Source organism: Paraburkholderia caledonica (assembly GCF_000383275.1).
Classification (GTDB): Bacteria; Pseudomonadota; Gammaproteobacteria; order Burkholderiales; family Burkholderiaceae; genus Paraburkholderia; species Paraburkholderia caledonica.
The window spans coordinates 1-21,590 of sequence record NZ_KB911048.1 but is presented as its reverse complement, the minus strand read 5'-3'; the positions used below and the strand labels follow the sequence as shown (position 1 = coordinate 21,590).

Here is a 21,590-nt window from a genome sequence, read left to right as displayed (position 1 = left end):
GCCTCAATCCGAACGGCGCATCATACCCGCTGAACGCGATCGCCCATCGACGCAAGCCGCGCCATTACGCGCCGGCACATATCCGGCAGCGACGCGATTTCGTCCGCCGCGCCCAGCGCAATCGCTTCACGCGGCATGCCGAACACAATGCAACTCGCCTCGTCCTGCGCAAGGGTGTAAGCCCCTGCCTTTTTCATATCCAGCAGACCTGCGGCGCCATCGCGCCCCATTCCTGTCAGGATCACTCCGACCGCATTCTTGCCCGCGTGCTGCGCGGCGGAACGAAAGAGCACGTCCACCGAAGGACGATGCCGGTTCACCGGCGGATCATCCGACAGATGCGCGATGTAGTTCGCACCGCTTCGGGCAAGCAGCAGGTGAGCGTGGCCTGGGGCGATATACGCATGTCCCGGCAGCACACGTTCGCCATGCTCTGCCTCTTTAACGGTAATCCGGCACAAACCATTGAGGCGTTGCGCAAAAGATTTTGTGAAACCGGGCGGCATATGCTGTGCAATCAGCACCGCGGGTGCATCCGGCGGCAGCGGCACGAGCACTTCGCGGATGGCTTCCGTGCCGCCCGTCGACGCGCCGACGATGATCAGCTTCTCGGTACTCAGCAGCGGATTGTTGAAAAGCGGCGCGGCGCCGACAGGCGCATGTCCGGCGGCAGCCGGCGCATGATGCACCGGCGCGGCCTGGCGCACACGAGCGCGCGCCGCGGCGCGAATCTTGTCGGCGAGCTTTTCCGAATAGTCGAGCATGCCGTCGCGAATGCCGACCTTCGGCTTCGTCACGAAATCGACCGCGCCGAGTTCCAGCGCACGCAGCGTGATTTCATTGCCGCGCTCCGTCAGCGAGGACACCATCACGACCGGCATCGGACGCAAACGCATCAGCTTCTCGAGGAAGTCGAGACCGTCCATGCGCGGCATTTCGACGTCGAGCGTCAACACATCGGGGTTGTGCTGCTTGATGAGCTCGCGCGCGACCAGCGGGTCAGGAGCGGTTGCAACGACGGTCATGTCCGGCTGGCTATTGATGATTTCCGTCATCAAGCTGCGGATCAGCGCCGAATCGTCGACGCACAATACTTTGATCTTTTGCACAGCGCTCACGCCTCCTCTGCGGTTCTGGCGTTTGTTGAATTAGTTGGGCGCGGGGTCGAGCCGAACAGTTCGATGCGCGATCTTGGCGCGCCCGCGCCATTCGCTGTTGTGCTGCCTGAGCCGTTGCCCGAGCCACCGCTTGAGCCGAACAGTTCGATCTTCGGCTTCGTGGCGGCTGGCGCTGAAAACAGTTCGACCCGCTTTCTCGCGGCGGCAAGCCGCTCGGCGCGCGCTTCGGCGGTTTGCCGCACGAGCGCCTGTTCGCGCTCGGCCACACCCGGGTCCTGCTGCAGACGCAGCTTCTTCACCATGACCTGGCCGGTGCGTGGCATGAATGCCACCTTGCGCGGATGCGAGCCCTGCAAATCCTCTGCGACGATGCGGATCTTTTCGAGCGCAAGATAGCGGCGCACGAATTCCGAATTGCGATCGCCGATGTTGATCGTCGTCATGCCCGCGAGCACCGCGCCGCCGCCGAACACCTTCGCTTCGAAACGGTCGCGCCGGCCGCCCGCCTTGATGAGTTCGTTGATCAGCACTTCCATCGCGTAGGCGCCATAGCGCATCGAATCGGACGCGGCCTGGCCGACTTCCGCACCGTCGTCGGGCAACATGAAGTGATTCATGCCGCCGATGCCGGCCGTGCGGTCCTGAATGCAGGCCGCGACGCACGAACCGAGTACGGTGACGAGCACCATGTCGTCGTGCGTGGTGTAGAACTCGTTCGGCAACAGCTTCACGCCTGGGCGTTGGAAGTGGTTGTCGTAATAGAGATTGGTCGCGATAGGCAAGGCGCTGCTCATACCGTCACCCCGCTCGTCGCCGGCGTGCGTGCCGGTGCGCGCGCGCCTGCAGCATCGCGCGTCAGTTCATAGACGGTCTGACCGCGCAGCTTGAAAGCCTGCGTGACGTAGGTGAAGTTTTCCGAGTGGCCGGCGAACAGCAGGCCGCCCGACTTCATCAGCGGCTCGAAGCGGCTCAGCACCTGAGCTTGCGTCGGCTTGTCGAAATAGATCATTACGTTGCGGCAGAAGATCGCGTCGAACTGCGTGCGCAACTGATAGTCCCGATCGGTGAGGTTCAATTGCTCGAAGCGCACCATCGCACGCACTTGCGGACGCACCTTGACCATGCCCGCATGCGCGCCCGTGCCCTTCAGGAAAAAGCGCTTGAGCCGCTCGGGCGAAAGGTGCTTCACCTGGTCGAACTGGTACATACCGGCTTCGGCTTTCGCGAGCACTTGCGTGTCGATGTCGGTCGCGAGCACCGTGGCCTGACGCGCGCCGGTCTCGCCCAGCGCTTCGATCAGCGTCATCGCGATCGAATACGGTTCCTCGCCGGTCGAGGCCGCCGAGCACCACACCGAAACAGGCTGCGCGCGGCGCGGCACGAAATCGGCCAGGATCGGAAAGTGATGCGCCTCGCGGAAAAACGCGGTCAGGTTCGTCGTGAGCGCATTCGTGAATGCTTCCCACTCGGCGGGATCGTTTTCCGCTTCGAGCAGATCGAGGTATTGCTTGAACGAGTCGAGGCCACGGGCGCGCAGCCTCCGGGCGAGACGGCTATACGCCATATCGCGCTTGTGATCGGAGAGCGAGATGCCGGCGCTGCGGTGAATCAGTTCGCGAATGCGTGTGAAGTCCGCCGAAGTGAAATCGAAATCACGTCCCTGTTCGCCGGATCTGACCGGTTCTGCCCGGTCGGTGCGTTGCTGTGCGCGCGTTGCCATCATGAAAGTTCCTGCCTGCGATACGAGCCATCACGCTTGCGCGACGGAACTGCCGGCGAGCAAGGGACTGTTTTTGCGGGGTCGCGCCCGCCCGCAAGAATCACCACCATGCAGTCGGCCCGCGACACGCTGTAAGAGCGTGCTCCGATGATTCGCGCCGCATGGAGCGAGATACCGAATGACTGCATGTTTCTTCATCATTTCTTAAAACGTTTCCCAGTCCGCGTCCGAGCCCGCCGACGCTACGCTGGCGGCAGCCGGCCGTGGTGCGGGTGCGGATGCCGCGGGCGGCGTCTTCGGCTTGAGCGCCGGTTCGACGCGCGCCGCGCCTGCTTCGTGATTGCCCGAAGCGGAAGCGGTGCCGCCTGCCGTTACTGCATTTGCCGTTGCTGCTGCCGGCTGCGCCGGTCGCGCTGCGCTCTTCGCCACTGTCTTGCTCTTGCTCACCGCCGCCCGCGCCTTCACCTGCGGCTCGGCCTGCGCGGCGAAACTGCGAGCGGGGCTGCTGGCGACTTTCCAGCCGCTCAGCACCGCTTGCAACTGACGCGTCTGATCTTCGAGCGAGCCTGCCGCTGCCGCCGCTTCTTCGACAAGCGCGGCGTTCTGCTGCGTCACCTCGTCCATCTGCACGACCGCGCGATTCACCTGTTCGATGCCGCCCGATTGCTCCTCGGACGCCGCGCTGATTTCGCCCATGATGTCGGTCACGCGGCGCACGGCCTGCACGATCTCGTCCATCGTCGTACCGGCACGTCCGACGAGTGCCGAACCGCTTTGCACCTTGTCGGTCGAGTCGCCGATCAGCTCCTTGATTTCCTTCGCGGCGCTCGCGCTGCGTTGTGCAAGGCTGCGCACTTCGCCGGCCACGACCGCAAACCCGCGGCCCTGTTCGCCGGCACGCGCCGCTTCCACCGCCGCGTTCAGCGCCAGAATGTTGGTCTGGAATGCAATGCCTTCAATCACGCCGATGATGTCGACAACCTTGCTCGAACTGCTCGCGATGTCCTGCATCGTCGTGACGACCTGACTTACCACCTCGCCGCCGCGCGTCGCGATGTCGGACGCATTCACAGCGAGCTGGCTTGCCTGGCGCGCGTTCTCTGCGTTCTGGCGCACGGTCCCCGTGAGTTGCTCCATGCTCGATGCGGTTTCCTGCAACGAGGCGGCTTGCTGTTCGGTACGCTGCGACAGATCGGTGTTGCCCATCGCGATTTCACGCGCGCCGGTGTCGATCGACTCGGTGCTGCTGCGAACCGCGGTGACCATCGACGCCATGCTTTCCTGCATCCGTTTGATGCCGGCAAAGAGGCGGCCGATTTCGTTGCGGCTCTTCACCTCGATCGCTTCCGACAGATCGCCCGCGGCGATCCGCTCGAAGCATTCGGTTGCGTCCTGAAGCGGCTGCACGATGAGGCCACGCAGCGCGAAACGCAGACCGATCACGAGCAGCAGCGCGAGTGTGGCAAACGCGATGATCAACGTCGTCATCAGCGAGATGTTCGACTGCGCATCCGCCTGCTGGTCCACGGCCTGTTGCTGCAGGTTCTTGATCACCACCGACGCCACGTTGTCATACGAGACGAACATCGGGCTGATCTTCGTATCGGCGATCGCGTGGTACGCGGCCATGTCGTTCGCCCGCAGCGCCGCGAACTCCGGCTCCATGCCGTCGCGCACGAGCGCCGTGCGGCGCGCGAGCAGTTCGTCCATCTGCGCCTGGTCGACGCCGGTCTTCGGCGCGTCGACGTAGGTCTGCCAGTTCTTGTTGCTGAAGCCGTACAGCTCCACTGCACGGTCCAGAACCTTCTTGGCCGTTTCAGTGTCGCCAGCGGCTGTCAGCGCGGTAAAGCGGTCCAGCGAAACACGCGAGCGCAGCAGGTATGCCGAAGCGTCGTCGAGCGCATGAATCGCCACCAGATCGCCGCGCGCGATGCGGTCGAGCGACTTGCTCGCGCTGCCGAGCGCCGTCAACCCAAGTACGCCGACCACCATGGTCAGCGCGACGAGAATGATCCCCACTAGCGTGAGCGATGTGCGAATCGACCACCTGCTTAGCATCTCAATGCTCCCTGTCACTAACTTTTCTGAACGCCGCGGCTGTTAGACGCCGAGCGTTTCGATGAGCGCCATCTCGCGGCTCGTCATCAGCTTCTCGATGTCCATCAGGATCAGCATGCGGCCGTCGACGGTGCCGAGACCCGTGAGGTACTCGGTCGTCAGCGTCGCGCCGAATTCCGGCGCCGGCATGATCTGGTCGATGGCAAGCGTCAACACGTCGGACACGCCGTCCACCACCATGCCGACCACGCGATGCGCGACGTTCAGGATGATCACGACGGTCTGGTGGTCGTACTCGACGCGGCCCAGATGGAACTTGATGCGCATGTCGACGATCGGCACGATGATGCCGCGCAGATTGATGACGCCCTTGATGAACTCGGGCGCATTCGCGATGCGCGTCACGTTGTCGTAGCCGCGGATTTCCTGCACCTTCAGAATGTCGATGCCGTACTCTTCGGCGCCGAGCGTAAAGACGAGGAATTCCTGACCGCCGGCGTCGGCCTGCTGCGCATCGCGGCGACCATTCGTCGCGTTCGCGACGCTCGAATTGATGGATTGAACTTCTGCCACGTTAGCCCCCAAACGGTTGGGATAAATTAAGTTGAGTGAGTGTTACGACAAATTTGACGGACATCATGCGAGACTCATTGCGCCGTGCGCGTTGCGCGACTCGCGGTTCAGCGCCGCCACGTCCACGATCAGCGCGACGCGGCCGTCGCCGAGAATGGTCGCTGCGGAAATGCCGCGCACCTTGCGGTAGTTCGTTTCAAGGTTCTTCACGACCACTTGCTGCTGCCCCACCAGTTCGTCGATCAGCATCGCAAAGCGACGCCCTTCGGTTTGCATGATGGTGACGATGCCCTGGGTCGGCTCCTGCTTTGCGCCGTCGACGTTGAACACTTCGTGCAACGCGACGAGCGGCAGATATTCACCGCGCACGCGCACCACGCGCTCGCCGTTGGCGACCGTGTAAATGTCCTCGGCTTGCGGCTGCAGCGACTCCATCACGAAGTTCAGCGGCAGAATGAAGATCTCGTTGCCGACCTTGACGGACATGCCGTCGAGAATCGCCAGCGTGAGCGGCAGAACAATGCGCGTGGTGCTGCCCTTGCCGGCGTGCGACGTGATTTCCACGTGACCGCCCATCGACTGGATGTTTCGCTTCACCACATCCATACCGACGCCGCGACCCGACACGTCCGTGACCTGCTCCGCCGTCGAAAAGCCCGGCAGGAAGATCAGGTTCCAGACTTCCTCGTCGGTCATCGTTTCGCTGACCTGCATGCCCTGCTTCGCAGCCTTCGCGAGAATCTTGTCGCGGCGCAGACCGGCGCCGTCGTCGCTGACTTCGATCACGATGTTGCCGCCGTGATGCGCCGCCGACAGCACGAGCTGACCGGTCGAGGCCTTGCCCGCCGCGCGCCGCGCTTCCACGGTTTCGATGCCGTGGTCGAGACTGTTGCGCACGAGGTGGGTCAACGGGTCGATGATCCGCTCGATCAGGCTCTTGTCGAGTTCGGTGGCTTGACCGAAGGTGACGAGTTCCACTTCCTTACCGAGTTTGGCCGCGAGATCGCGCACGAGTCGCGGGAAGCGGCTGAACACGTAGTCCATCGGCATCATGCGGATCGACATGACGGCTTCCTGCAGATCGCGCGCGTTGCGTTCGAGCTGTGCCATGCCGTTGAACAGGCGATCGTGCAGCGCCGGATCGAACGTGCTGGTGGTTTCCGCAAGCATCGCCTGCGTGATCACCAGTTCGCCGACCAGGTTGATCAGCTGATCGACCTTTTCGACGCCCACGCGAATCGAGCTGCCTTCCGCGCCGCCTGCCGCCGCTGCCGGACGTGCGGCCTTGCGGTCCTGCTCGCCGGCTGCCGCGGCAGCGGCCGCCGGTGCGCTGGCCGCAGGCGCTTGAGCCGCTGCCGGAGCTGCCTTGGCGGGCTCGGCGGCGAGCGCCGGAGCAGGCTGCGCGACCGTCGCGGCAGGCGCCACGGGTGCTGCGGTATTAGTGGCGGCCGAAGCCGCCGGTGCTGCTTGCGCCGGAGACGAAGGCTCAGCGTCGGGCGTTCCAGGTTCGCCTTGCTGAGCACCGTCCGCCGGTGCGGTTCCGCGGCCGATCGAGATCTGACTTTCGTCGATCACGAAACAGCACACGGCGATGATGTCGTCGGACGTAACATCGGTCTGAAGCCACAGCGTCAGATCGCCGCCGCTCTTGACCTGCCCGACGATATTGCCCAGGTTACCCAGCTCTTCGGCAAGGAGTTCCTGGTCCTTCTCATCAACGCCCCGTAGCGTAATTTTCAGGTGCGGACCGGCGGCGTCGTCCGCGTCGCCGGTTCCTTCGGCTTGCCCGGTCTGTGCCGGTTCGCCGTCATTCCATTCGCCCGCCGCCTGCACCGCCTGTTCGACGACGTGTTCCGGCGGACTGCCTTCTTCTACTGTTGCGAATTCCTCGATCGGCGCGGTCACCGCGACTTCGACCGGCGCTGCAGCAGCCGGCGCAGCCACGCCGCGGCTTTCCGCGTGCAACTGTTCGAGCTTCGCGCAGATCGCCTTCGCAACCGCCGCGTCGGGCTCTGCGCTCGCGCGGTAGTCGGCGAGCTGGCCCGACAACACGTCCTTGGTTTCGAGGAACGTGTCGATCATGTCCTTGCGCAGCACGAGTTCGTTGTTGCGCGCACGGTCGAGCAGCGATTCGAGGATGTGGGTCGTCTCCGTCAAGGCTGTAAAGCCGAACGTCGCCGCGCCGCCCTTGATCGAATGTGCCGCGCGGAAAATTGCCGCGAGGTCTTCGGGGTCTGGATGCGCGATGTCCAGATTGAGCAGCAACTGCTCCATCTGCGCGAGCAGTTCGTCCGCTTCGTCGAAGAACGTCTGATAGAACTGAGTGATGTCGAGTGTCATGCCTGGGTCACCGCGAGAGTTCCTGTCTAGGCTTGGGCTACCGTGCCGCAGCGTCGAGAGCTTCTATAACTTGTCTAAGGTTGATGCTTATGCCTGATCTGGCTCGGCCAGCGCCGCCACCAGTTCGGTGAGCATGTCGGGGTCGAGCGGCTTTTCGATCCAGCCGGTCGCACCTGCTTCGCGCGCCGCGGCTTTGAACGACTCGCCCGATTCCGTCGTCAGGACGAGGATGGGCGTCGCCGTGTAAGCCGGATTGCCGCGCAGCTCGGAGATCAGATCGAGGCCGGTCTTGCCCGGCATGTGCTGATCGGTCAACACCAGGTCGAACCGCACGGCGAGCGCGTTTTCGAGCCCTTCCGCGCCGTCCGCGGCGAGCGTCACCTCATAGCCGGCCGCCGTCAGCGTCGCGGAAAGAATCTGCCGCATCGATGCCGAATCGTCGATTGCCAGGATATGCCTGATCATGAAAACCTCGCTGCACTTACGCTATGTGTCGCCTCGCTGTCCGCGCCAGTGAGGCGCATGGAACAGCGGGACGACCGCCTTCTGTTACTGAGCCGCCGGCGCTACCGCCGGTACCTTGGGCGCGGCCGTCGCCGGCTGCGCCAGTTTTTGCAGCAGCGGCTTCGAGCCGGCTGCATCGTCCGACAAGGTCGTCGTTGTGGAGTCGTCGTGGTCGAGCGCCTCCTCTGATTTCCTGTTCAGAACGATGATGCTGATGCGGCGGTTCTCCGGATCCATCGCGTCCGCCTTGTTCAGGTTCTGCGTCGACGCGAGGCCGAGTACACGCATTACCTTTGCTTCGTCCATGCCCCCGGCGATCAGCTCGCGGCGCGACGCATTCGCGCGGTCCGCGGACAGTTCCCAGTTGCTGTAGCCCTTCTCGCCGCCCGCGTACTGCGCGGCGTCGGTGTGTCCTTGTACGATGATGCGGTTCGGCACATCGTTCAGCGTGTGGCCGATCTCGCGCAGAATGTCGCGCATGTACGGCTCGACCTGATCTCTCGCGGTCGCGAACATCGGCCGCTTCTGCGAGTCGACAATTTCGATGCGCAAGCCGGTCAGCGTCGAATCGATTCGTATCTGCTGCTTGAACTGGCGCAGCACGGGATTCGCTTCGATCGCGGCCATCAGCTTCACTTGCAGATCGTGCAGCCGGACCTGCTCGCGTCGCTCCAGTTCACCTTGCAACTGCTTCATCGAGTCTTCGCTGCTGTGCGAGACCGTGCGCTCGGCGCGATTGTTCGTACCGTCCGTTGCGCGCGTCACGCCTTGCGCGTCGGTCGAGATATCGCGGCCGCCGCCCTTCAGAATGCTCGAGTCTTCCGCGCTGCGGTCGCCGCCCCACAGCGTGATCTTCAACGGCTGGTTGAAGTATTCCGCGATGCCTTTCAGCTGCACCGTGGATGCCGAGCTCAGCAGCCACATCAGCAGGAAGAACGCCATCATCGCGGTCATGAAGTCCGCATACGCGAGCTTCCAGGCGCCGCCATGGTGGCCGGCCTTCTTCGGCGCAGCGCGCTTGACGACAATGGCGCGGTCTTTGTCCTTGCTCATCGGTTCGTTCCCGGCGCCCTTACTTGGCCTTCACGCGGCGCACGTGCTCTTCGAGCTCGGCGAACGACGGACGCTCGGTCGAGAAGAGCACCTTGCGGCCGAACTCGACGGCGATCGCCGGTGCGTAGCCATTCAGGCTCGCGAGAATCGTCACCTTGATGCACTGGAACATCTTGGTCGACTCGGTCACGCGCTGTTCGGCGACGCTCGCAAGCGGCCCGATCAGCCCGTACGAAAGCAGAATGCCGAGGAACGTACCAACCAGCGCCTGCGCAATCATTTCGCCGAGTACTGCCGGCGGTTTGTCGGCGGACGCCATGGTGTGCACCACGCCCATCACCGCGGCCACGATACCGAACGCCGGCATTGCGTCGCCCACCTTGTTCAGCGCATGAGCGGGCGCTTCGCCTTCCTGGTGATGCGTCTCGATCTCCTCGTCCATCAGGCTTTCGATTTCGAACGCATTCATGTTGCCGCCCACCATCAGGCGCAGGTAGTCGGTCAGAAACTCGATGATGTGATGGTCAGCGAGAATCTTCGGGTACTGCGTGAAGATCGGACTCTTCGACGGATCGTCGATGTCCGCTTCCAGTGTCAGCGTGCCTTCCTTGCGCGCTTTGGCGAGCAGGACGTAAAGGAGCGCCATCAGCTCCATATAGACGTCCTTGTTGTACTTCGCGCCCTTGAACAGGGTCGGAATGACGCGCAGCGTTGCCTTGATCGTCTTCATCCCGTTTCCGAGGATGAACGCGCCTACGCCGGCGCCGACGATCATCAGCACTTCAACGGGCTGCAACAGCGCGCCGAGATGGCCGCCTTCCAGCGCGTAACCGCCGAAGACGGACAAAAGCGTCACGAGTGTTCCCACGAAAATCAGCACTGCGGAGCCCTCACAAAGAAGCGACGGTGACCGTCGTTAAACTGGTTTACGGCAACGCACCAGAAAACTTTGGCGGAAAAGCGGCTAGCCTCGCCGGTGTAAACCAGAGGCGGGCGCGGCTGGCCGGAGACGTGGATGCGCGGCCCGGCGCGGTAGTCAGCCGGGCGGCAGCGCCCAGTGGGCGGGGAGATGGACGAGGGCCGCACGGCGGCGGCCCGCTTGAGGATCAGGCGGCGAGCGCAGCGAGGCTCTCGCGGGCGCGGGCGTCCGCAACTTTCTTTGTCTTACCGGCGCGCGAAGGCGGCTGGCACAGCCCGCAGATAAAGCCGTGTTTCGGGTCGTGAGCGTGTGCGACGAAATGTCCGCCGCAGCGGCAGCAGGGCGTGATCTGCAGCATCCCCGAATCGAAGAAACGCACGAGCGTCCATGCGCGCGTGAGGCTGAGCACGGGTTCGTCTTCGTGCAACTGCACGTGCTCGAGATAAAGCCGGTAGCTCTTCACGATCGACTGGATCGTCGCGCAGCCGCCATGGTCGGCCATGAAACGGTAGATGTTGTAGAACAGCGAGGAGTGAAAGTTCGGCTGCCACGTCATGAACCAGTCGGTCGAAAACGGCAGCATGCCCTTGGGCGGCGAGACCCCTTTCAGTTCCTTGTACAGCTTGATGAGCCGGTCGCGCGACAGGCTGGTTTCCGCCTCGAGCAGTTGCAGACGCGCGCCGAGTTCGATCAGTTCGATGGCCAGGGTGATTTCCCTGACTTCGAGCACCACGCTTTTATAGGCCATCCGCTTACGTTCCCGTCCCGATTGCTTGCCTTGTGCGGACCGCCATCAGCCGAGTTGCTCGACAGGCTGGCTTGCCATCAGGATCGCGGAGTGCGCCTGCGCAACGGCGCTTGATTTGCCCTTGTCCGCGAGCGCGGACAGCACGGCGTGGTCGTCGAAACGGAAGCGGCACAGCACCTGATTCGACGCCGCCAGCTTCACGGTCTGCGCCAACGAAAGGTTGGCGAGCACGTCGGCCAACTGGTCCGAAATCCCCATGCGGAACATGCCCATCGGCTTGTCTTCGCGGAGCAGGCGCTGCGCGAGCAGGAGATAAGACAGGTTGACTTCTCTGATCTCATTGAGCATTTCGCTTGTCGCGCTCATGATTCCCCCGGGGTGTATCTGGCTGGTCAGGCCGTTACGGAAACGTTTGCTCGAACGCGCGCAGTCAAACCGCGCCGGTCGGCTCGTTTGTAGTCTTGCGAGCATTGTCTCGAAAGGGGGGGCGAAACGAAATCGGACAGACACCCAGCTTGTTTGACGGATTAATCCGTCATTCATGTAGGAGTTTTTCCTACAACGCTGTGTTTTTGGGTCGGGTTAAGCAGATTAACGGGCGCGAAGATCAGGGCCGTTATGCGCGGTGAATCTTAACTTCCCGGCGAATGTGCCAAGCGGTGAGCAGGTTAGGCAGTCGGGCCGCACCGTTCAACGGTGAGCCGGATTATAAGACGTTTTCACCGCCCCGTAATATTCCCGACTTTGCGGTTGCGGGCTCGCCGCTTGCTATAACGGAGCGCGGCGGTTCGAGGAACGTTCGTCATCCCCCGCCAGAATCAGTTTAAAAGCGCCGAAAACGTGCCTGAGGGTGTGTAACGTCTCGTGTTTCGCGCTGTAACAAGGTTAAGCGTTTGAAAAATAACTCGAATTGGCGCGGCCGATCCCGATAATGGCCCTAAGGGATAACCCGATGCAGTTTCGGAGCACCCCCGGGCGGCGGCTACCGCGCCCAACCGTCCGTCAGGCATTCGCTCTTCGCTCTACCCGAGCGCCGCTGTGCGAAGCCGTACTCAACAGGAGAAACGCATGCGAATCGCACAAATTGCGCCGCTGTATGAAGCAGTCCCGCCGAAATTGTACGGTGGCACCGAACGTGTCGTGTCGTACCTCACCGAGGCACTGGTGGACGACGGTCACGACGTCACGCTGTTTGCGAGCGGCGACTCGGCGACTTCCGCGAAGCTCGACGCGTGCTGGCCTCGTGCGCTGCGCCTCGATCCGACGATTCGCGACGCGCTGGCCCCCCATATTCTGATGATGGAAAAGGTACGCCGGGTCGCACACGAGTTCGACGTGCTGCACTTCCACCTCGACTACATGCCGTTCCCGCTGTTTTCAACGATGGACACGCCGTTCGTGACCACGCTGCACGGCCGCCTCGACCTGCCTGAATTGCAGCCGGTGTTCGATGCGTTCTCGGGCGCGCCGGTCGTTTCGATTTCCGATTCGCAGCGCCTGCCGCTGCCGCAAGCAAACTGGTTGAGCACCATCTACCACGGTCTGCCCGAGCAGCTGCTCACGCCGCAGGCGCACAAGAAGCCGGAATATCTCGCGTTCCTGGGCCGGATCTGTCCGGAAAAGCGTGTCGACACCGCCATCAAGATCGCGGCGCAAAGCGGTTTGCCGCTGAAGATCGCGGCCAAGGTCGACAAGGCCGACCAGGATTACTTCAAGCGCGAGATCGAGCCGCTGTTGTCGCAGGCGCATGTGGAGTTCGTCGGCGAGATCAACGAGGCACAAAAGCCCGAGTTCCTGTCGGGTGCCAAGGCGCTGCTGTTCCCGATCGACTGGTCCGAGCCGTTCGGCCTCGTCATGATCGAGTCGATGGCCTGCGGCACGCCGGTGATCGCGTTCAACCGCGGTTCGGTGCCGGAAGTGATCGACCATGGCGTAACCGGCTATATCGTAGAAGACGTGCAAGGCGCGGTGGCGGCGCTTCAACGTCTCGACGAGTTGTCGCGCAGCGAAATCCGCGCGCAGTTCGAACGCCGTTTCAGTTCGAAGACGATGGCACGCAACTACGTTGACGCGTACTCGGCGCTGATCGAGGCTTCGCGTCGGCCGATGCTGCGCCAGGTTGCGGTGGGCTAAAGCGTGGTGAGCCTGAAGATGGCGGCGCAACCAGGATACTGGTGCTTTAAACGGGCCAGTACTCTGTCGCCATCCAGGCTCACATGCCTGAAGCGCTTTTCGATTGACGCACGGAATGCAGGTATTTTTTCCACGTGAATCGTTTGCGCAAACGGTAACTCGGACTTATCCCGCTTCATTTACAGAAAAGCCGCCTCTCAAAGGCGGCTTTTTTAATGGCGATGTGGATACGCTTCCATGTCCGATTAGAACAGCCCACTAAACCCGGACTCGCGCCGATCCTTCAATTCGCTTTCGTTCACTCGCGAACGACTCAGCTTGCACCAATCAAAAAGCGTTCACGGTTCTTGCCAACGATCCACTTGGGCGGTTTTCCCCGGCCGCTCCAGGTACTACCTGTTTTCGGGTCTTGATATTTAGCCGGCAGCGGCGCCTTCTTGGGCGGGCGTCCGCGCTTGGCGGCTACTGCAAAGCCGAGGTCCTGTGCAGTCAGGCCGTATTCGGCGATTTTTTGGCGGATGTCGGCTATCACATTGTCGATTTCCGTACGGCGGGCTTCTTCTGCTTGTGCCTGCAATTTGGCGATCTGCGCCTTGAGGTCTGCATATTGAGACATTCCGGTTCTCCCCTTTTAGATCTCATTCGCTTCGCAGACTAACTGTAATTATAAAAATTCGCAATGGATAACATTACTGATTTAGGACGGTATCTTCTGATAATTATTAAGGTTGATGAATTGCAAAACGGCTTTATCCCGGAATAATCGGTAATGCCGCCCGGCATTGACAATTCTTGACACCCGATTGGCGAGTCTTTCCCTAGAATTGGGCGCTCAAAGGCACGCGCCCGCCCGGAGCGTGCGCCCAGACTCCGTGCTTTCAGAGCATCAACTATTTTAGGATTACCAATCATGCAGTTGTCAAAGCGCCTTGCTGCCGAGTTGTTCGGCACCTTCTGGCTCGTGCTGGGAGGCTGCGGCAGCGCTGTTCTCGCCGCCAACTTCGCCGGTCCGGTGCATGGCCTCGGCATCGGCTTCGTCGGCGTATCGCTCGCTTTCGGGCTGACGGTGCTGACCATGGCGTATGCAATCGGCCACATTTCCGGCTGCCATCTGAACCCGGCAGTCAGCGTCGGCCTGACAGTGGCCGGCCGTTTCCCGGCTCGCGACCTGGTTCCGTACATCGTCGCGCAGGTGGTCGGCGCCGTGCCGGGCGCGGCGGTGCTGGCATTGATCGCCTCGGGCAAGCCCGGCTTCGAACTCGTCGCGAGCGGTTTCGCGAGCAACGGTTATGGCGAGCGCTCGCCGGGCCACTACTCGCTCGCCGCGGCATTCGTCTGCGAGGCGGTTATGACGGGCTTCTTCCTCTTCGTCATCCTCGGAGCGACTGACAAACGCGCGCCGGCCGGTTTTGCGCCTATTGCCATCGGCTTGTGTCTGACGCTGATTCACCTTGTCTCGATTCCGGTGACGAACACCTCGGTCAACCCGGCACGCTCGACCGGCCCGGCGCTTTTCGTCGGCGGGGCTGCGGTGGATCAGTTGTGGCTCTTCTGGATCGCGCCGATCATCGGCGCCGTTATTGCCGGCGTGCTGTATCCGCTGGTCGCGGAAAGCCGCGACGCTAACGCGCGGAAGCTGGCACTGGACTAACCGGAACCGGTTGGCTGCGGGTTCGAACGGGCGCTACGGCGCCCGTTTTTTTATGAAGGCCGCGTGCCGGAGCAGTCGAGCGGCAGCTTCCGCAGTATTTATAGAGTGGGTCTTCGCGGCCGTTTCACGCCCGGCCATCTCAGCGGATTCGTCGAAAGGACCAGATTAATCCGTTATACAGATGTAAGCCGGGATTACGCGCCATGCCGGCAAACGCCTGCCTTAGTTGCCATCAATTCGATGCGCGCGCCACTTATCTGCCCCAACGCCCCGCTGCGACGGGCTTTCCGTTGAATGAGTGGCGCCGATCCGACGCAGAGCAGGCGCGAGTGGATGCTTTCAAGCACTGCGACGATGCTTGCAGTCCGTAACATCTGGTCGCAGTACTCGTGAGGCGCAATGCGTAGATTGAACCTGTGCGACAAACACTCGTCGCTTCACAGCAGGCTCTTGGATGGAGAACAACATGAAACGCATCGTCACTCAATTGCTGGTTGCCGCAGGTCTCGCAGCGGGCGCATGCGGTGTAGCGCAAGCACACACGGATCTGAACATCGGGCTGTCGCTCGGCGCGCCTGTCTACACCCGCCCAGCGCCGGTCTACGCAGCACCGCAGCCCGTGTACTACGGCAATAGCGGCTGGGGCCATCGCTACGATCGCGGCGACTATTATCGCGGCGACCGCCGTTACGAGCACGGCTGGAATCGGGACGACCGCCGTTGGGGCCACGACGACCGGCGCGATCACGGCGACCGCCGTGGCGGATGGCGCGACTAATGGTTACGACTAGTGATTCCGACTGGTAGGTAAGTCGGCAACGAGAGCCGGAGAGACGCCGGCATCTAGTCAACCGGCCCGCATCTGCCATCGTGCGATGCGGGCCGGTCGCATTCAAGACTCCGGTCGTCAGGCCGTCAGTTCGTCGTCAAGTGAAAACAGCTTGCGCAAGTGATGCGCGACGCCCGCTTCGAAATTGTTGCCTATCCGCGGCACGTTCGGCAGCCGTGTGATCAGATCGGGATTCGCGTTGTTCATCATGAACGGATGGCCGGCCGTTTCGAGCAGGTCGATATCGTTCATGTTGTCGCCGAAAGCCACGCAATGCGCAGCATCCACGCCCACGCGCTCGAGCACGATTTGCAACGCGCGTCCCTTCGAGACATTCGCCGTCATCACCTCCAGGCAGTCCGGCAGCGAATATGTCACATAGAGCGCGTCGTCGAACTCGCGTGCGAGATTGTCCGCGACCGTGGCCAGATCCGCCGGATCGCCGATGTAAAGAACCTTGGCGATATCGACGCCGTCGTGCGCGAGCAGTTCGGCGACTTCATAGGTGAAGCCGGAATCCTGATGAAACTTCAGCAGCTCCGGCGCGTCCCGGTCGATCAGCCACGCCTGGTCGGCGAACAGGTTGACGATGACGCGACCGTGCTCGCCGACAATTCCGGGCTGCACGAGGCGTTGCACGATGGCGGGCTGCAGGTCGTCGGCGTGGATCACAGTATTGTCGGGCGCATGGATACGGGCGCCGTTCGACGTAATCAGATACGGCTTGATGCCGAGAATGTCGCGAATACCCGCGACGTCGCAGAAATGGCGACCCGTTGCGATCACGAATTGCACGCCGTCGCTTTCCAGCTTGCGCACGGTGGCGACCGTGAACGGGTCGACCTGATGGTCGGCATTGAGCAGCGTGCCGTCGAGATCCGTGGCGATGACTTTATACATAGTGAGCAGGCGAGCAGCGTGGAAGGCGCTATTTTACCGTCGATGACGAGATGGGCCCCGAACGCTTCCCGTCGGCATTGAACGCGCGGCGCTCGCGTCCACGCCGGACGCCGGTCAGACACTGGCTCACGCGTCGCCCACAAGCCGCGCGGCTTGACGCTGCGCCAGCTGCAAACCACCATGCGCGGAGTCGGACAACGGTTCGCGCAGCCGTCCCTGATAGATCTGCGGCACATACTCGCGCAACGGCGCCCCGAGGCCGCCGCACAAGGCTATGGGCAACGCCCCAGATGGATCGAGCGCGGCAATCATTTTGCCGATCTGAAGCCCCGCTTCGCCAAGCAGCCGCGCGGCGAATGGATGCGCGCGGTGCGCAATCACGATCCGCGCGAGGCTCGCATACGCGGTCTGATTGGCTTCGCAAAGCCACACGACAAGTTCGTCGCGATCGTGTGCGCCGACATGGGCCAGGAGCGCCTGCGCGAGGTCGTCGTTCGGCCCCCGTCCGTCGAGCGCGTGCTGTGCGTGAACAATGGCTCGCACTCCGAGCCAGGCGCCGCTCGCTTCATCACCCGACGGAAAACCATACCCGCTGACCGTCCGGAATTCGCCGTCGTCGCGGTCGGCCGCCGCCGCAACGCTGCCCGTGCCGAGCGCGACAATCACGCCATACGCGCTGCCATGCGCGCCAAGCAATGTTGTGTACGCGTCGCTTTCTACGGCGAGCCCGGCCAAAGCTGGCGCCTGCGCGAGAAATGCCGCCAGCCAGTCGCGATTGTTCACGCCCGCGAGACCGCAACCCAGTACGCAGCGTGACCAGTCAAGCGCGGCGCCCGCCTGCGCGAATGCATCGGCACAGCCAGCCGCGATTGCTTGCCACGCGCGTTCGACGCCCAAGCCAAGACCCGACGGCCCACTTGCCGCCTGCGCCAACTCGCGCCCGTGCGCGTCGGCCAGCACGATGCGTGTGCCGGTGCCGCCGCCGTCAACGCCGATCAGAAATAGGTCTTCGTTCATTGAGAGAGGTGCGTTTCGTGGGAAATGTGCATAGCGTGGCAGGTCTGTTTCGATCCGGCAATTGGCCGAACGGCTAGCTTGCGACGTCCAGGCGTTCCGCTATGCTGGCGAGCGACATGACTACCGGGAGCGCCACATGACACAACGATGCAATTGGGTATCGAGCGAAGCGCTCGCACAGTATCACGACACTGAATGGGGCGTGCCGTCGCGCGAGGACCAGCATCTTTTCGAAATGCTCGTGCTGGAAGGCGCGCAAGCCGGACTATCGTGGTCGACGATTCTCAACAAGCGAGCGGGCTACCGGCGCGCGTTTGCCGACTTCGATATCGACAAGGTCGCGCGCTTCACGCCGCAGCACGTCGACACGCTCGTGGCGGACGAAGGCATCGTGCGCCATCGCGGCAAGATCGAGTCCGCCATCACGAATGCGCGCGCCGTGCAGCAGATCCGGGCCAAACACGGATCGCTCGCCGACTTCGTCTGGTCTTTCGTCGACAACACGCCGATTCAGAACGAGTGGGCGTCGTACAAGTACGCGCCGGCATCGACGGAGGTTTCCGATGCACTTAGCAAAGCGCTGAAGCGCTACGGCTGCAAGTTCGTCGGCTCGACCATCTGTTATGCGTTCATGCAGGCGGTCGGCATGGTGAACGATCACGAGGTGACCTGCATGTGCCGCGCGCGCTGCGCCGCCCTCGGCAAGAAGGGACGGGCTCGCAAGGCCGGTTAGCCGCGGGGACTACACGGTGACGGTGCCGGGCGCGTGGGAGGCAGCGCTCGCCTGCCTACACGGTCCTTGCGCACCGGTCGAAACCGCTATCCGGTAAAGCCCTGCTGCGCTTATCACGGATGTTGGTCGTTATACGGTTATGAGCGTCGCTGCGTTTGCGGCAACCAGTGGCGATTGGAGCCTGTTGGGGCCGCTTGAGCCTCCTTGTGCTGTGCTTGGGCGCCCGCCTGAGTCACGCGGCAAATCCACGGGCAAAGCCCGGAATTGAAGGCTTTTCGCCATGCTAGTCGGGGCTTGGACAGCGAACGCAGGCTGGATACTGGTATCAGACGCTCATCAACGAGTAACCACCGCGCAGCATCGCGAGACCAACCATGAAAACCGTTACCTTCCTCACCCATCAGGACATTTACGACCGGGCCGTGAGCCACCTTTTCGGCCAGAAGCGCGCAGCACTGCTGCCACGCGGAGGCGGCGCCTATCGTGGCTATTGTGGCGGCTGCCCTGTCGGCAACTTCATCAAGCTGCGCGACTATATGACGGCTATGGAAGGCGTGCCCGTGCGCTATATCGGCAAGACGCCCGTCCCGGCGCCCGCGTATATGGACGTCGGCGTGGCAGCGCTGAGGAAAGCGCTGCTGCGTTCGCGCATCAATGTGTACGATCAGGCCACCGTCGATCTGCTCAGCTGCCTGCAAAACGTGCACGACGTGTTCGGCACGTGGGAATGGGACGAGCGCCTGAACTCGATCGCGCGTCAATTCGGGCTCTCCGTGCACAAGTTGAAGAGCGCAGCGTAACTACGCGCGAGGCGTCGTCTGGCGACGCCTGAGCACGGCGCGGCACCGGCCTGCTCAACACGGTAAAGCCGCGTCAACTGCGACCACAAAGCAAAACGGCGGTGTGGCTTCTTTCGAAGCTCACACCGCCGTTCTGACGTGCTGAGAAGCTTGCTTAGTGCAGCTTCTTCGGCAGCATCTGGCTGCGCAGGCGCTTGTGCAGGCGCTTCACAGCAGCAGCCTTCTTGCGCTTACGTGCCGTAGTCGGCTTTTCGTACGATTGGCGCTCACGCAGTTCTGCGATCAGGCCGTTCTTTTCGATTGCGCGACGAAAGCGGCGAATCGCCACTTCGAACGGCTCGTTTTCCTTCAGAAGAATCGTCGTCATGTAATTCCTAACTCAATCACTTGATATGGGTTGATTGCGTGGCGGAGACCGCTCACGCGCCGGCCCTCCGGTCGTTTCGATTCATGGCCAGTAACAGGCAAACGCGGGAAGAACCCGGCCAAACCACGAATGAAACGAGAGGCAAAGCGGCCACGGAGGCCGGAAAAGAGAGGTGCGGAGCTCACCGCGGAACGCGGACAGACGTACTGCAAAGCCGCGTCTGCTGCCGTTTCGCCAACCTTTCACCAACGGAAAACCGATGACGAAACAGGCAAAGATCTCAATTCACTCCCGATGATATCAGGAAACTCTCCATGCTACCAGGGGTTTAGGGATTACGCCAGGCCATCCGGGCGATTCATGCGCTCGCATCGTCCAGTTCGCGGATGTCGGTACTGGTGAGCGTCAGATGAACTGCGGCGACAAGGCTTTCCAGCTGCTGCAGCGACGTCGCGCTCGCGATCGGCGCGGTCACGCTCGGTCGCGCGATCAGCCATGCCAGCGCGACGCTGGCCGGCGTGCTGCCATGCCGCGCCGCGACGCGGTCGAGCGCCGTGAGAATCTGCAAACCACGTGGGTTCAGATACTTTTCCACGCGGCTACCTCGCGCCTTATTGGCGAGATCTTCCTGCGAACGGTACTTTCCCGAGAGGAATCCGCTTGCAAGACTCCAATACACGACCACACTTAACTGATGGGCCACCGCAACCGGCTCAATGTCGGTCTCATACTCGGCCCGATCGTACAGATTGTATTCCGGTTGCAACACCTGATACTCAGGCAGCCCGTGCTGGCGGGACACGGCAAGCGCCTCCTCGACGCGCGCACCGCTGTAATTAGACGCACCAATCACTCGCACCTTGCCGGCTTCGATCAGCCGCTGGTACGCGCCGAGTGTCTCGGCAAGCGGCGTTTCGGTATCGTCTTCGTGGGAAAAGTACACGTCGATGTAATCGGTTTGCAAGCGGCGCAGCGAGTCTTCCACTGCCGCCTGAATGTTCGCCGCCGAAAGTCCCTTACGCTGCGGATGCTTCGCCACTTTCGTCGCCAGCACGATTTTGTCGCGCTTGCCGCTCCGCCGGAACCACTTTCCGATGACGGTTTCGGACTCGCCGCCCTGATTGCCGGGCGCCCAGGCGGAATAGACGTCGGCCGTATCGATGAAGTCCAGTCCGGCGTCGACGAAGGCATCCAGAATCGAAAACGACGTCGCTTCATCGGCGGTCCAGCCGAATACATTGCCACCGAACATAAGCGGTGCGACTTGCAATTCCGAGCGTCCAATGCGGCGTCTTTGCATGATTTCTTCCGGCTTTATTCACAAGAGAAAAAGAGAATACGCCGCCTTTTCAAATCGTGCAGCGCACCCGTGAATCGCACCGCAAACCCTTGTCGGGCGGGGCGCACACGCCTCGCCAGCGATAGCGGTTGGAGCGCGATAAAAGAAAGTCCCTCAAGTTTTTTAGGGGTGCCGTCAACCTTCATTGAGGCGGCCAGCAATGAACGAGTGCTTCCGCCGATGCCAACGTGGCGTATTGGGCTCAGGCTTATTTAGGAGATTTTCCATGCTCGGAATCAATAGCAATATCAACTCGCTGGTTGCACAGCAAAACCTCAACGGCTCGCAAAGCGCCCTGTCGCAAGCTATCACCCGCCTGTCGTCGGGCAAGCGCATCAACAGCGCAGCTGACGATGCAGCAGGTCTGGCGATCTCGACGCGTATGCAAACCCAGATCAACGGTCTGGGCCAAGGCGTGTCGAACGCGAACGACGGCGTTTCGCTGATTCAGACCGCGTCGAGCGCGCTGTCCTCGCTGACGTCCAGCCTGCAACGTATCCGTACGCTGGCTGTGCAAGCTTCGACGGGCACGATGTCCTCGTCGGACCAGGCAGCTCTGCAGAAAGAAGTTGCACAGCAAATCCAGGAAGTGAATCGTATCGCGTCGCAAACGACGTACAACGGCACGAACATTCTGGACGGCTCGGCTGGTATCGTGGGCTTCCAGGTTGGCGCGAACGTCGGTCAGACGATCAACCTCGACCTGTCGAAGAGCATGTCGGCAGCTAGCCTGGGTAGCGGTTCCCTGGCAACCGGCCAACTGGCTGGCACGATCAGCGGTCTCGACA

General features: G+C 62.1%; 22 protein-coding genes. 6 read left to right on the top strand and 16 right to left on the bottom strand.

Annotated elements, in window-relative coordinates:
- Positions 1-20: 20 nt before the first annotated feature.
- The 11 genes from H281_RS0129535 to flhD form a co-directional block, all read right to left on the bottom strand.
- Entirely contained in the window at positions 21-1,109 is a 1,089-nt protein-coding gene (locus H281_RS0129535; protein WP_027776958.1) for a protein-glutamate methylesterase/protein-glutamine glutaminase, read from the bottom strand.
- Between the two features lie 5 nt (positions 1,110-1,114).
- Complete coding sequence (gene cheD, locus H281_RS0129530) at positions 1,115-1,912, bottom strand: chemoreceptor glutamine deamidase CheD (RefSeq protein WP_020070730.1); 798 nt, start codon at positions 1,910-1,912, stop codon at positions 1,115-1,117.
- Positions 1,909-2,841 carry a CheR family methyltransferase gene (locus tag H281_RS0129525; RefSeq protein ID WP_020070729.1) on the bottom strand — a complete coding sequence of 311 codons (933 nt, stop codon included), beginning with the start codon at positions 2,839-2,841 and terminating at the stop codon, positions 1,909-1,911. The genes cheD and H281_RS0129525 overlap by 4 nt, the downstream gene beginning before the upstream one ends.
- Before the next feature lie 201 nt (positions 2,842-3,042).
- Positions 3,043-4,896 (bottom strand): methyl-accepting chemotaxis protein, encoded by a 1,854-nt coding sequence (locus H281_RS0129520; protein ID WP_020070728.1) that lies wholly within the window; start codon positions 4,894-4,896, stop codon positions 3,043-3,045.
- A gap of 42 nt (positions 4,897-4,938) precedes the next feature.
- On the bottom strand, positions 4,939-5,469 hold the full coding sequence (locus H281_RS0129515; RefSeq protein WP_020070727.1) for a chemotaxis protein CheW: 531 nt from the start codon (positions 5,467-5,469) through the stop codon (positions 4,939-4,941).
- A gap of 63 nt (positions 5,470-5,532) precedes the next feature.
- Complete coding sequence (cheA, locus tag H281_RS0129510; RefSeq protein WP_020070726.1) at positions 5,533-7,809, bottom strand: chemotaxis protein CheA; 2,277 nt, start codon at positions 7,807-7,809, stop codon at positions 5,533-5,535.
- Between the two features lie 87 nt (positions 7,810-7,896).
- Positions 7,897-8,274 (bottom strand): response regulator, encoded by a 378-nt coding sequence (locus H281_RS0129505; protein ID WP_020070725.1) that lies wholly within the window; start codon positions 8,272-8,274, stop codon positions 7,897-7,899.
- A gap of 84 nt (positions 8,275-8,358) precedes the next feature.
- Positions 8,359-9,366 (bottom strand): flagellar motor protein MotB, encoded by a 1,008-nt coding sequence (gene motB / locus H281_RS0129500; protein WP_020070724.1) that lies wholly within the window; start codon positions 9,364-9,366, stop codon positions 8,359-8,361.
- Positions 9,367-9,385: 19 nt separating this feature from the next.
- The gene (gene motA, locus H281_RS0129495) at positions 9,386-10,246 is read right to left on the bottom strand and encodes a flagellar motor stator protein MotA (protein ID WP_006050895.1); all 861 of its coding nucleotides are present in this window, start codon (positions 10,244-10,246) and stop codon (positions 9,386-9,388) included.
- Between the two features lie 226 nt (positions 10,247-10,472).
- The gene (gene flhC, locus H281_RS0129490) at positions 10,473-11,033 is read right to left on the bottom strand and encodes a flagellar transcriptional regulator FlhC (RefSeq protein WP_020070723.1); all 561 of its coding nucleotides are present in this window, start codon (positions 11,031-11,033) and stop codon (positions 10,473-10,475) included.
- Positions 11,034-11,078: 45 nt separating this feature from the next.
- Positions 11,079-11,399 carry a flagellar transcriptional regulator FlhD gene (flhD, locus tag H281_RS36200; protein ID WP_006050893.1) on the bottom strand — a complete coding sequence of 107 codons (321 nt, stop codon included), beginning with the start codon at positions 11,397-11,399 and terminating at the stop codon, positions 11,079-11,081.
- Between the two features lie 702 nt (positions 11,400-12,101).
- Between flhD and H281_RS0129480 the strand changes: the two genes are divergently transcribed.
- The gene (locus H281_RS0129480; protein WP_020070722.1) at positions 12,102-13,166 is read left to right on the top strand and encodes a glycosyltransferase family 4 protein; all 1,065 of its coding nucleotides are present in this window, start codon (positions 12,102-12,104) and stop codon (positions 13,164-13,166) included.
- Between the two features lie 313 nt (positions 13,167-13,479).
- Here H281_RS0129480 and H281_RS0129470 read toward each other — a convergent pair whose 3' ends face one another.
- Positions 13,480-13,782: an H-NS histone family protein gene (locus H281_RS0129470; protein ID WP_020070720.1), complete on the bottom strand. Its 303-nt coding sequence runs from the start codon at positions 13,780-13,782 to the stop codon at positions 13,480-13,482.
- Between the two features lie 294 nt (positions 13,783-14,076).
- Here H281_RS0129470 and aqpZ point away from each other — a divergent pair, with 294 nt between their 5' ends.
- Complete coding sequence (gene aqpZ / locus H281_RS0129465) at positions 14,077-14,817, top strand: aquaporin Z (RefSeq protein ID WP_020070719.1); 741 nt, start codon at positions 14,077-14,079, stop codon at positions 14,815-14,817.
- A gap of 466 nt (positions 14,818-15,283) precedes the next feature.
- Positions 15,284-15,595 carry a PXPV repeat protein gene (locus tag H281_RS0129460; protein WP_020070718.1) on the top strand — a complete coding sequence of 104 codons (312 nt, stop codon included), beginning with the start codon at positions 15,284-15,286 and terminating at the stop codon, positions 15,593-15,595.
- Between the two features lie 129 nt (positions 15,596-15,724).
- Here H281_RS0129460 and H281_RS0129455 read toward each other — a convergent pair whose 3' ends face one another.
- Together H281_RS0129455 and H281_RS0129450 are read right to left on the bottom strand one after the other, a co-directional pair.
- The gene (locus H281_RS0129455; protein ID WP_020070717.1) at positions 15,725-16,546 is read right to left on the bottom strand and encodes a Cof-type HAD-IIB family hydrolase; all 822 of its coding nucleotides are present in this window, start codon (positions 16,544-16,546) and stop codon (positions 15,725-15,727) included.
- 126 nt (positions 16,547-16,672) lie between these two features.
- Positions 16,673-17,563, bottom strand: coding sequence for a BadF/BadG/BcrA/BcrD ATPase family protein (locus tag H281_RS0129450; protein ID WP_020070716.1), 891 nt, complete (start codon positions 17,561-17,563; stop codon positions 16,673-16,675).
- Positions 17,564-17,699: 136 nt separating this feature from the next.
- Between H281_RS0129450 and H281_RS0129445 the strand changes: the two genes are divergently transcribed.
- A complete protein-coding gene (locus H281_RS0129445; protein ID WP_020070715.1) occupies positions 17,700-18,296 on the top strand; it encodes a DNA-3-methyladenine glycosylase I in 597 nt (198 codons plus the stop codon).
- Positions 18,297-18,670: 374 nt separating this feature from the next.
- Positions 18,671-19,096: a hypothetical protein gene (locus H281_RS0129440; RefSeq protein ID WP_020070714.1), complete on the top strand. Its 426-nt coding sequence runs from the start codon at positions 18,671-18,673 to the stop codon at positions 19,094-19,096.
- A 154-nt stretch (positions 19,097-19,250) separates the two neighbouring features.
- Here H281_RS0129440 and rpsU read toward each other — a convergent pair whose 3' ends face one another.
- Complete coding sequence (gene rpsU / locus H281_RS0129435) at positions 19,251-19,463, bottom strand: 30S ribosomal protein S21 (RefSeq protein WP_006050883.1); 213 nt, start codon at positions 19,461-19,463, stop codon at positions 19,251-19,253.
- Between the two features lie 358 nt (positions 19,464-19,821).
- Positions 19,822-20,763, bottom strand: a complete 942-nt coding sequence (locus H281_RS0129430; protein ID WP_020070713.1) for an aldo/keto reductase — start codon at positions 20,761-20,763, stop codon at positions 19,822-19,824.
- 265 nt (positions 20,764-21,028) lie between these two features.
- On the opposite strand from H281_RS0129430, the gene H281_RS0129425 reads away from it, so the two are divergent.
- The coding region (locus H281_RS0129425) for a flagellin N-terminal helical domain-containing protein (protein ID WP_020070712.1) at positions 21,029-21,590 on the top strand (562 nt) is incomplete at its 3' end.

Excerpts from the sequence above, each read along its gene's own strand:
- rpsU (WP_006050883.1), bottom strand. The coding sequence starts at position 19,463 with ATGACGACGATTCTTCTGAAGGAAAACGAGCCGTTCGAAGTGGCGATT.
- cheA (WP_020070726.1), bottom strand. The coding sequence starts at position 7,809 with ATGACACTCGACATCACTCAGTTCTATCAGACGTTCTTCGACGAAGCG.
- flhC (WP_020070723.1), bottom strand. The coding sequence starts at position 11,033 with ATGGCCTATAAAAGCGTGGTGCTCGAAGTCAGGGAAATCACCCTGGCC.
- flhD (WP_006050893.1), bottom strand. The coding sequence starts at position 11,399 with ATGAGCGCGACAAGCGAAATGCTCAATGAGATCAGAGAAGTCAACCTG.
- motB (WP_020070724.1), bottom strand. The coding sequence starts at position 9,366 with ATGAGCAAGGACAAAGACCGCGCCATTGTCGTCAAGCGCGCTGCGCCG.
- H281_RS0129455 (WP_020070717.1), bottom strand. The coding sequence starts at position 16,546 with ATGTATAAAGTCATCGCCACGGATCTCGACGGCACGCTGCTCAATGCC.
- H281_RS0129430 (WP_020070713.1), bottom strand. The coding sequence starts at position 20,763 with ATGCAAAGACGCCGCATTGGACGCTCGGAATTGCAAGTCGCACCGCTT.
- aqpZ (WP_020070719.1), top strand. The coding sequence starts at position 14,077 with ATGCAGTTGTCAAAGCGCCTTGCTGCCGAGTTGTTCGGCACCTTCTGG.
- H281_RS0129440 (WP_020070714.1), top strand. The coding sequence starts at position 18,671 with ATGAAAACCGTTACCTTCCTCACCCATCAGGACATTTACGACCGGGCC.
- H281_RS0129470 (WP_020070720.1), bottom strand. The coding sequence starts at position 13,782 with ATGTCTCAATATGCAGACCTCAAGGCGCAGATCGCCAAATTGCAGGCA.
- cheD (WP_020070730.1), bottom strand. The coding sequence starts at position 1,912 with ATGAGCAGCGCCTTGCCTATCGCGACCAATCTCTATTACGACAACCAC.
- H281_RS0129460 (WP_020070718.1), top strand. The coding sequence starts at position 15,284 with ATGAAACGCATCGTCACTCAATTGCTGGTTGCCGCAGGTCTCGCAGCG.
- H281_RS0129445 (WP_020070715.1), top strand. The coding sequence starts at position 17,700 with ATGACACAACGATGCAATTGGGTATCGAGCGAAGCGCTCGCACAGTAT.
- H281_RS0129520 (WP_020070728.1), bottom strand. The coding sequence starts at position 4,896 with ATGCTAAGCAGGTGGTCGATTCGCACATCGCTCACGCTAGTGGGGATC.
- H281_RS0129450 (WP_020070716.1), bottom strand. The coding sequence starts at position 17,563 with ATGAACGAAGACCTATTTCTGATCGGCGTTGACGGCGGCGGCACCGGC.
- H281_RS0129525 (WP_020070729.1), bottom strand. The coding sequence starts at position 2,841 with ATGATGGCAACGCGCGCACAGCAACGCACCGACCGGGCAGAACCGGTC.
- H281_RS0129480 (WP_020070722.1), top strand. The coding sequence starts at position 12,102 with ATGCGAATCGCACAAATTGCGCCGCTGTATGAAGCAGTCCCGCCGAAA.
- H281_RS0129505 (WP_020070725.1), bottom strand. The coding sequence starts at position 8,274 with ATGATCAGGCATATCCTGGCAATCGACGATTCGGCATCGATGCGGCAG.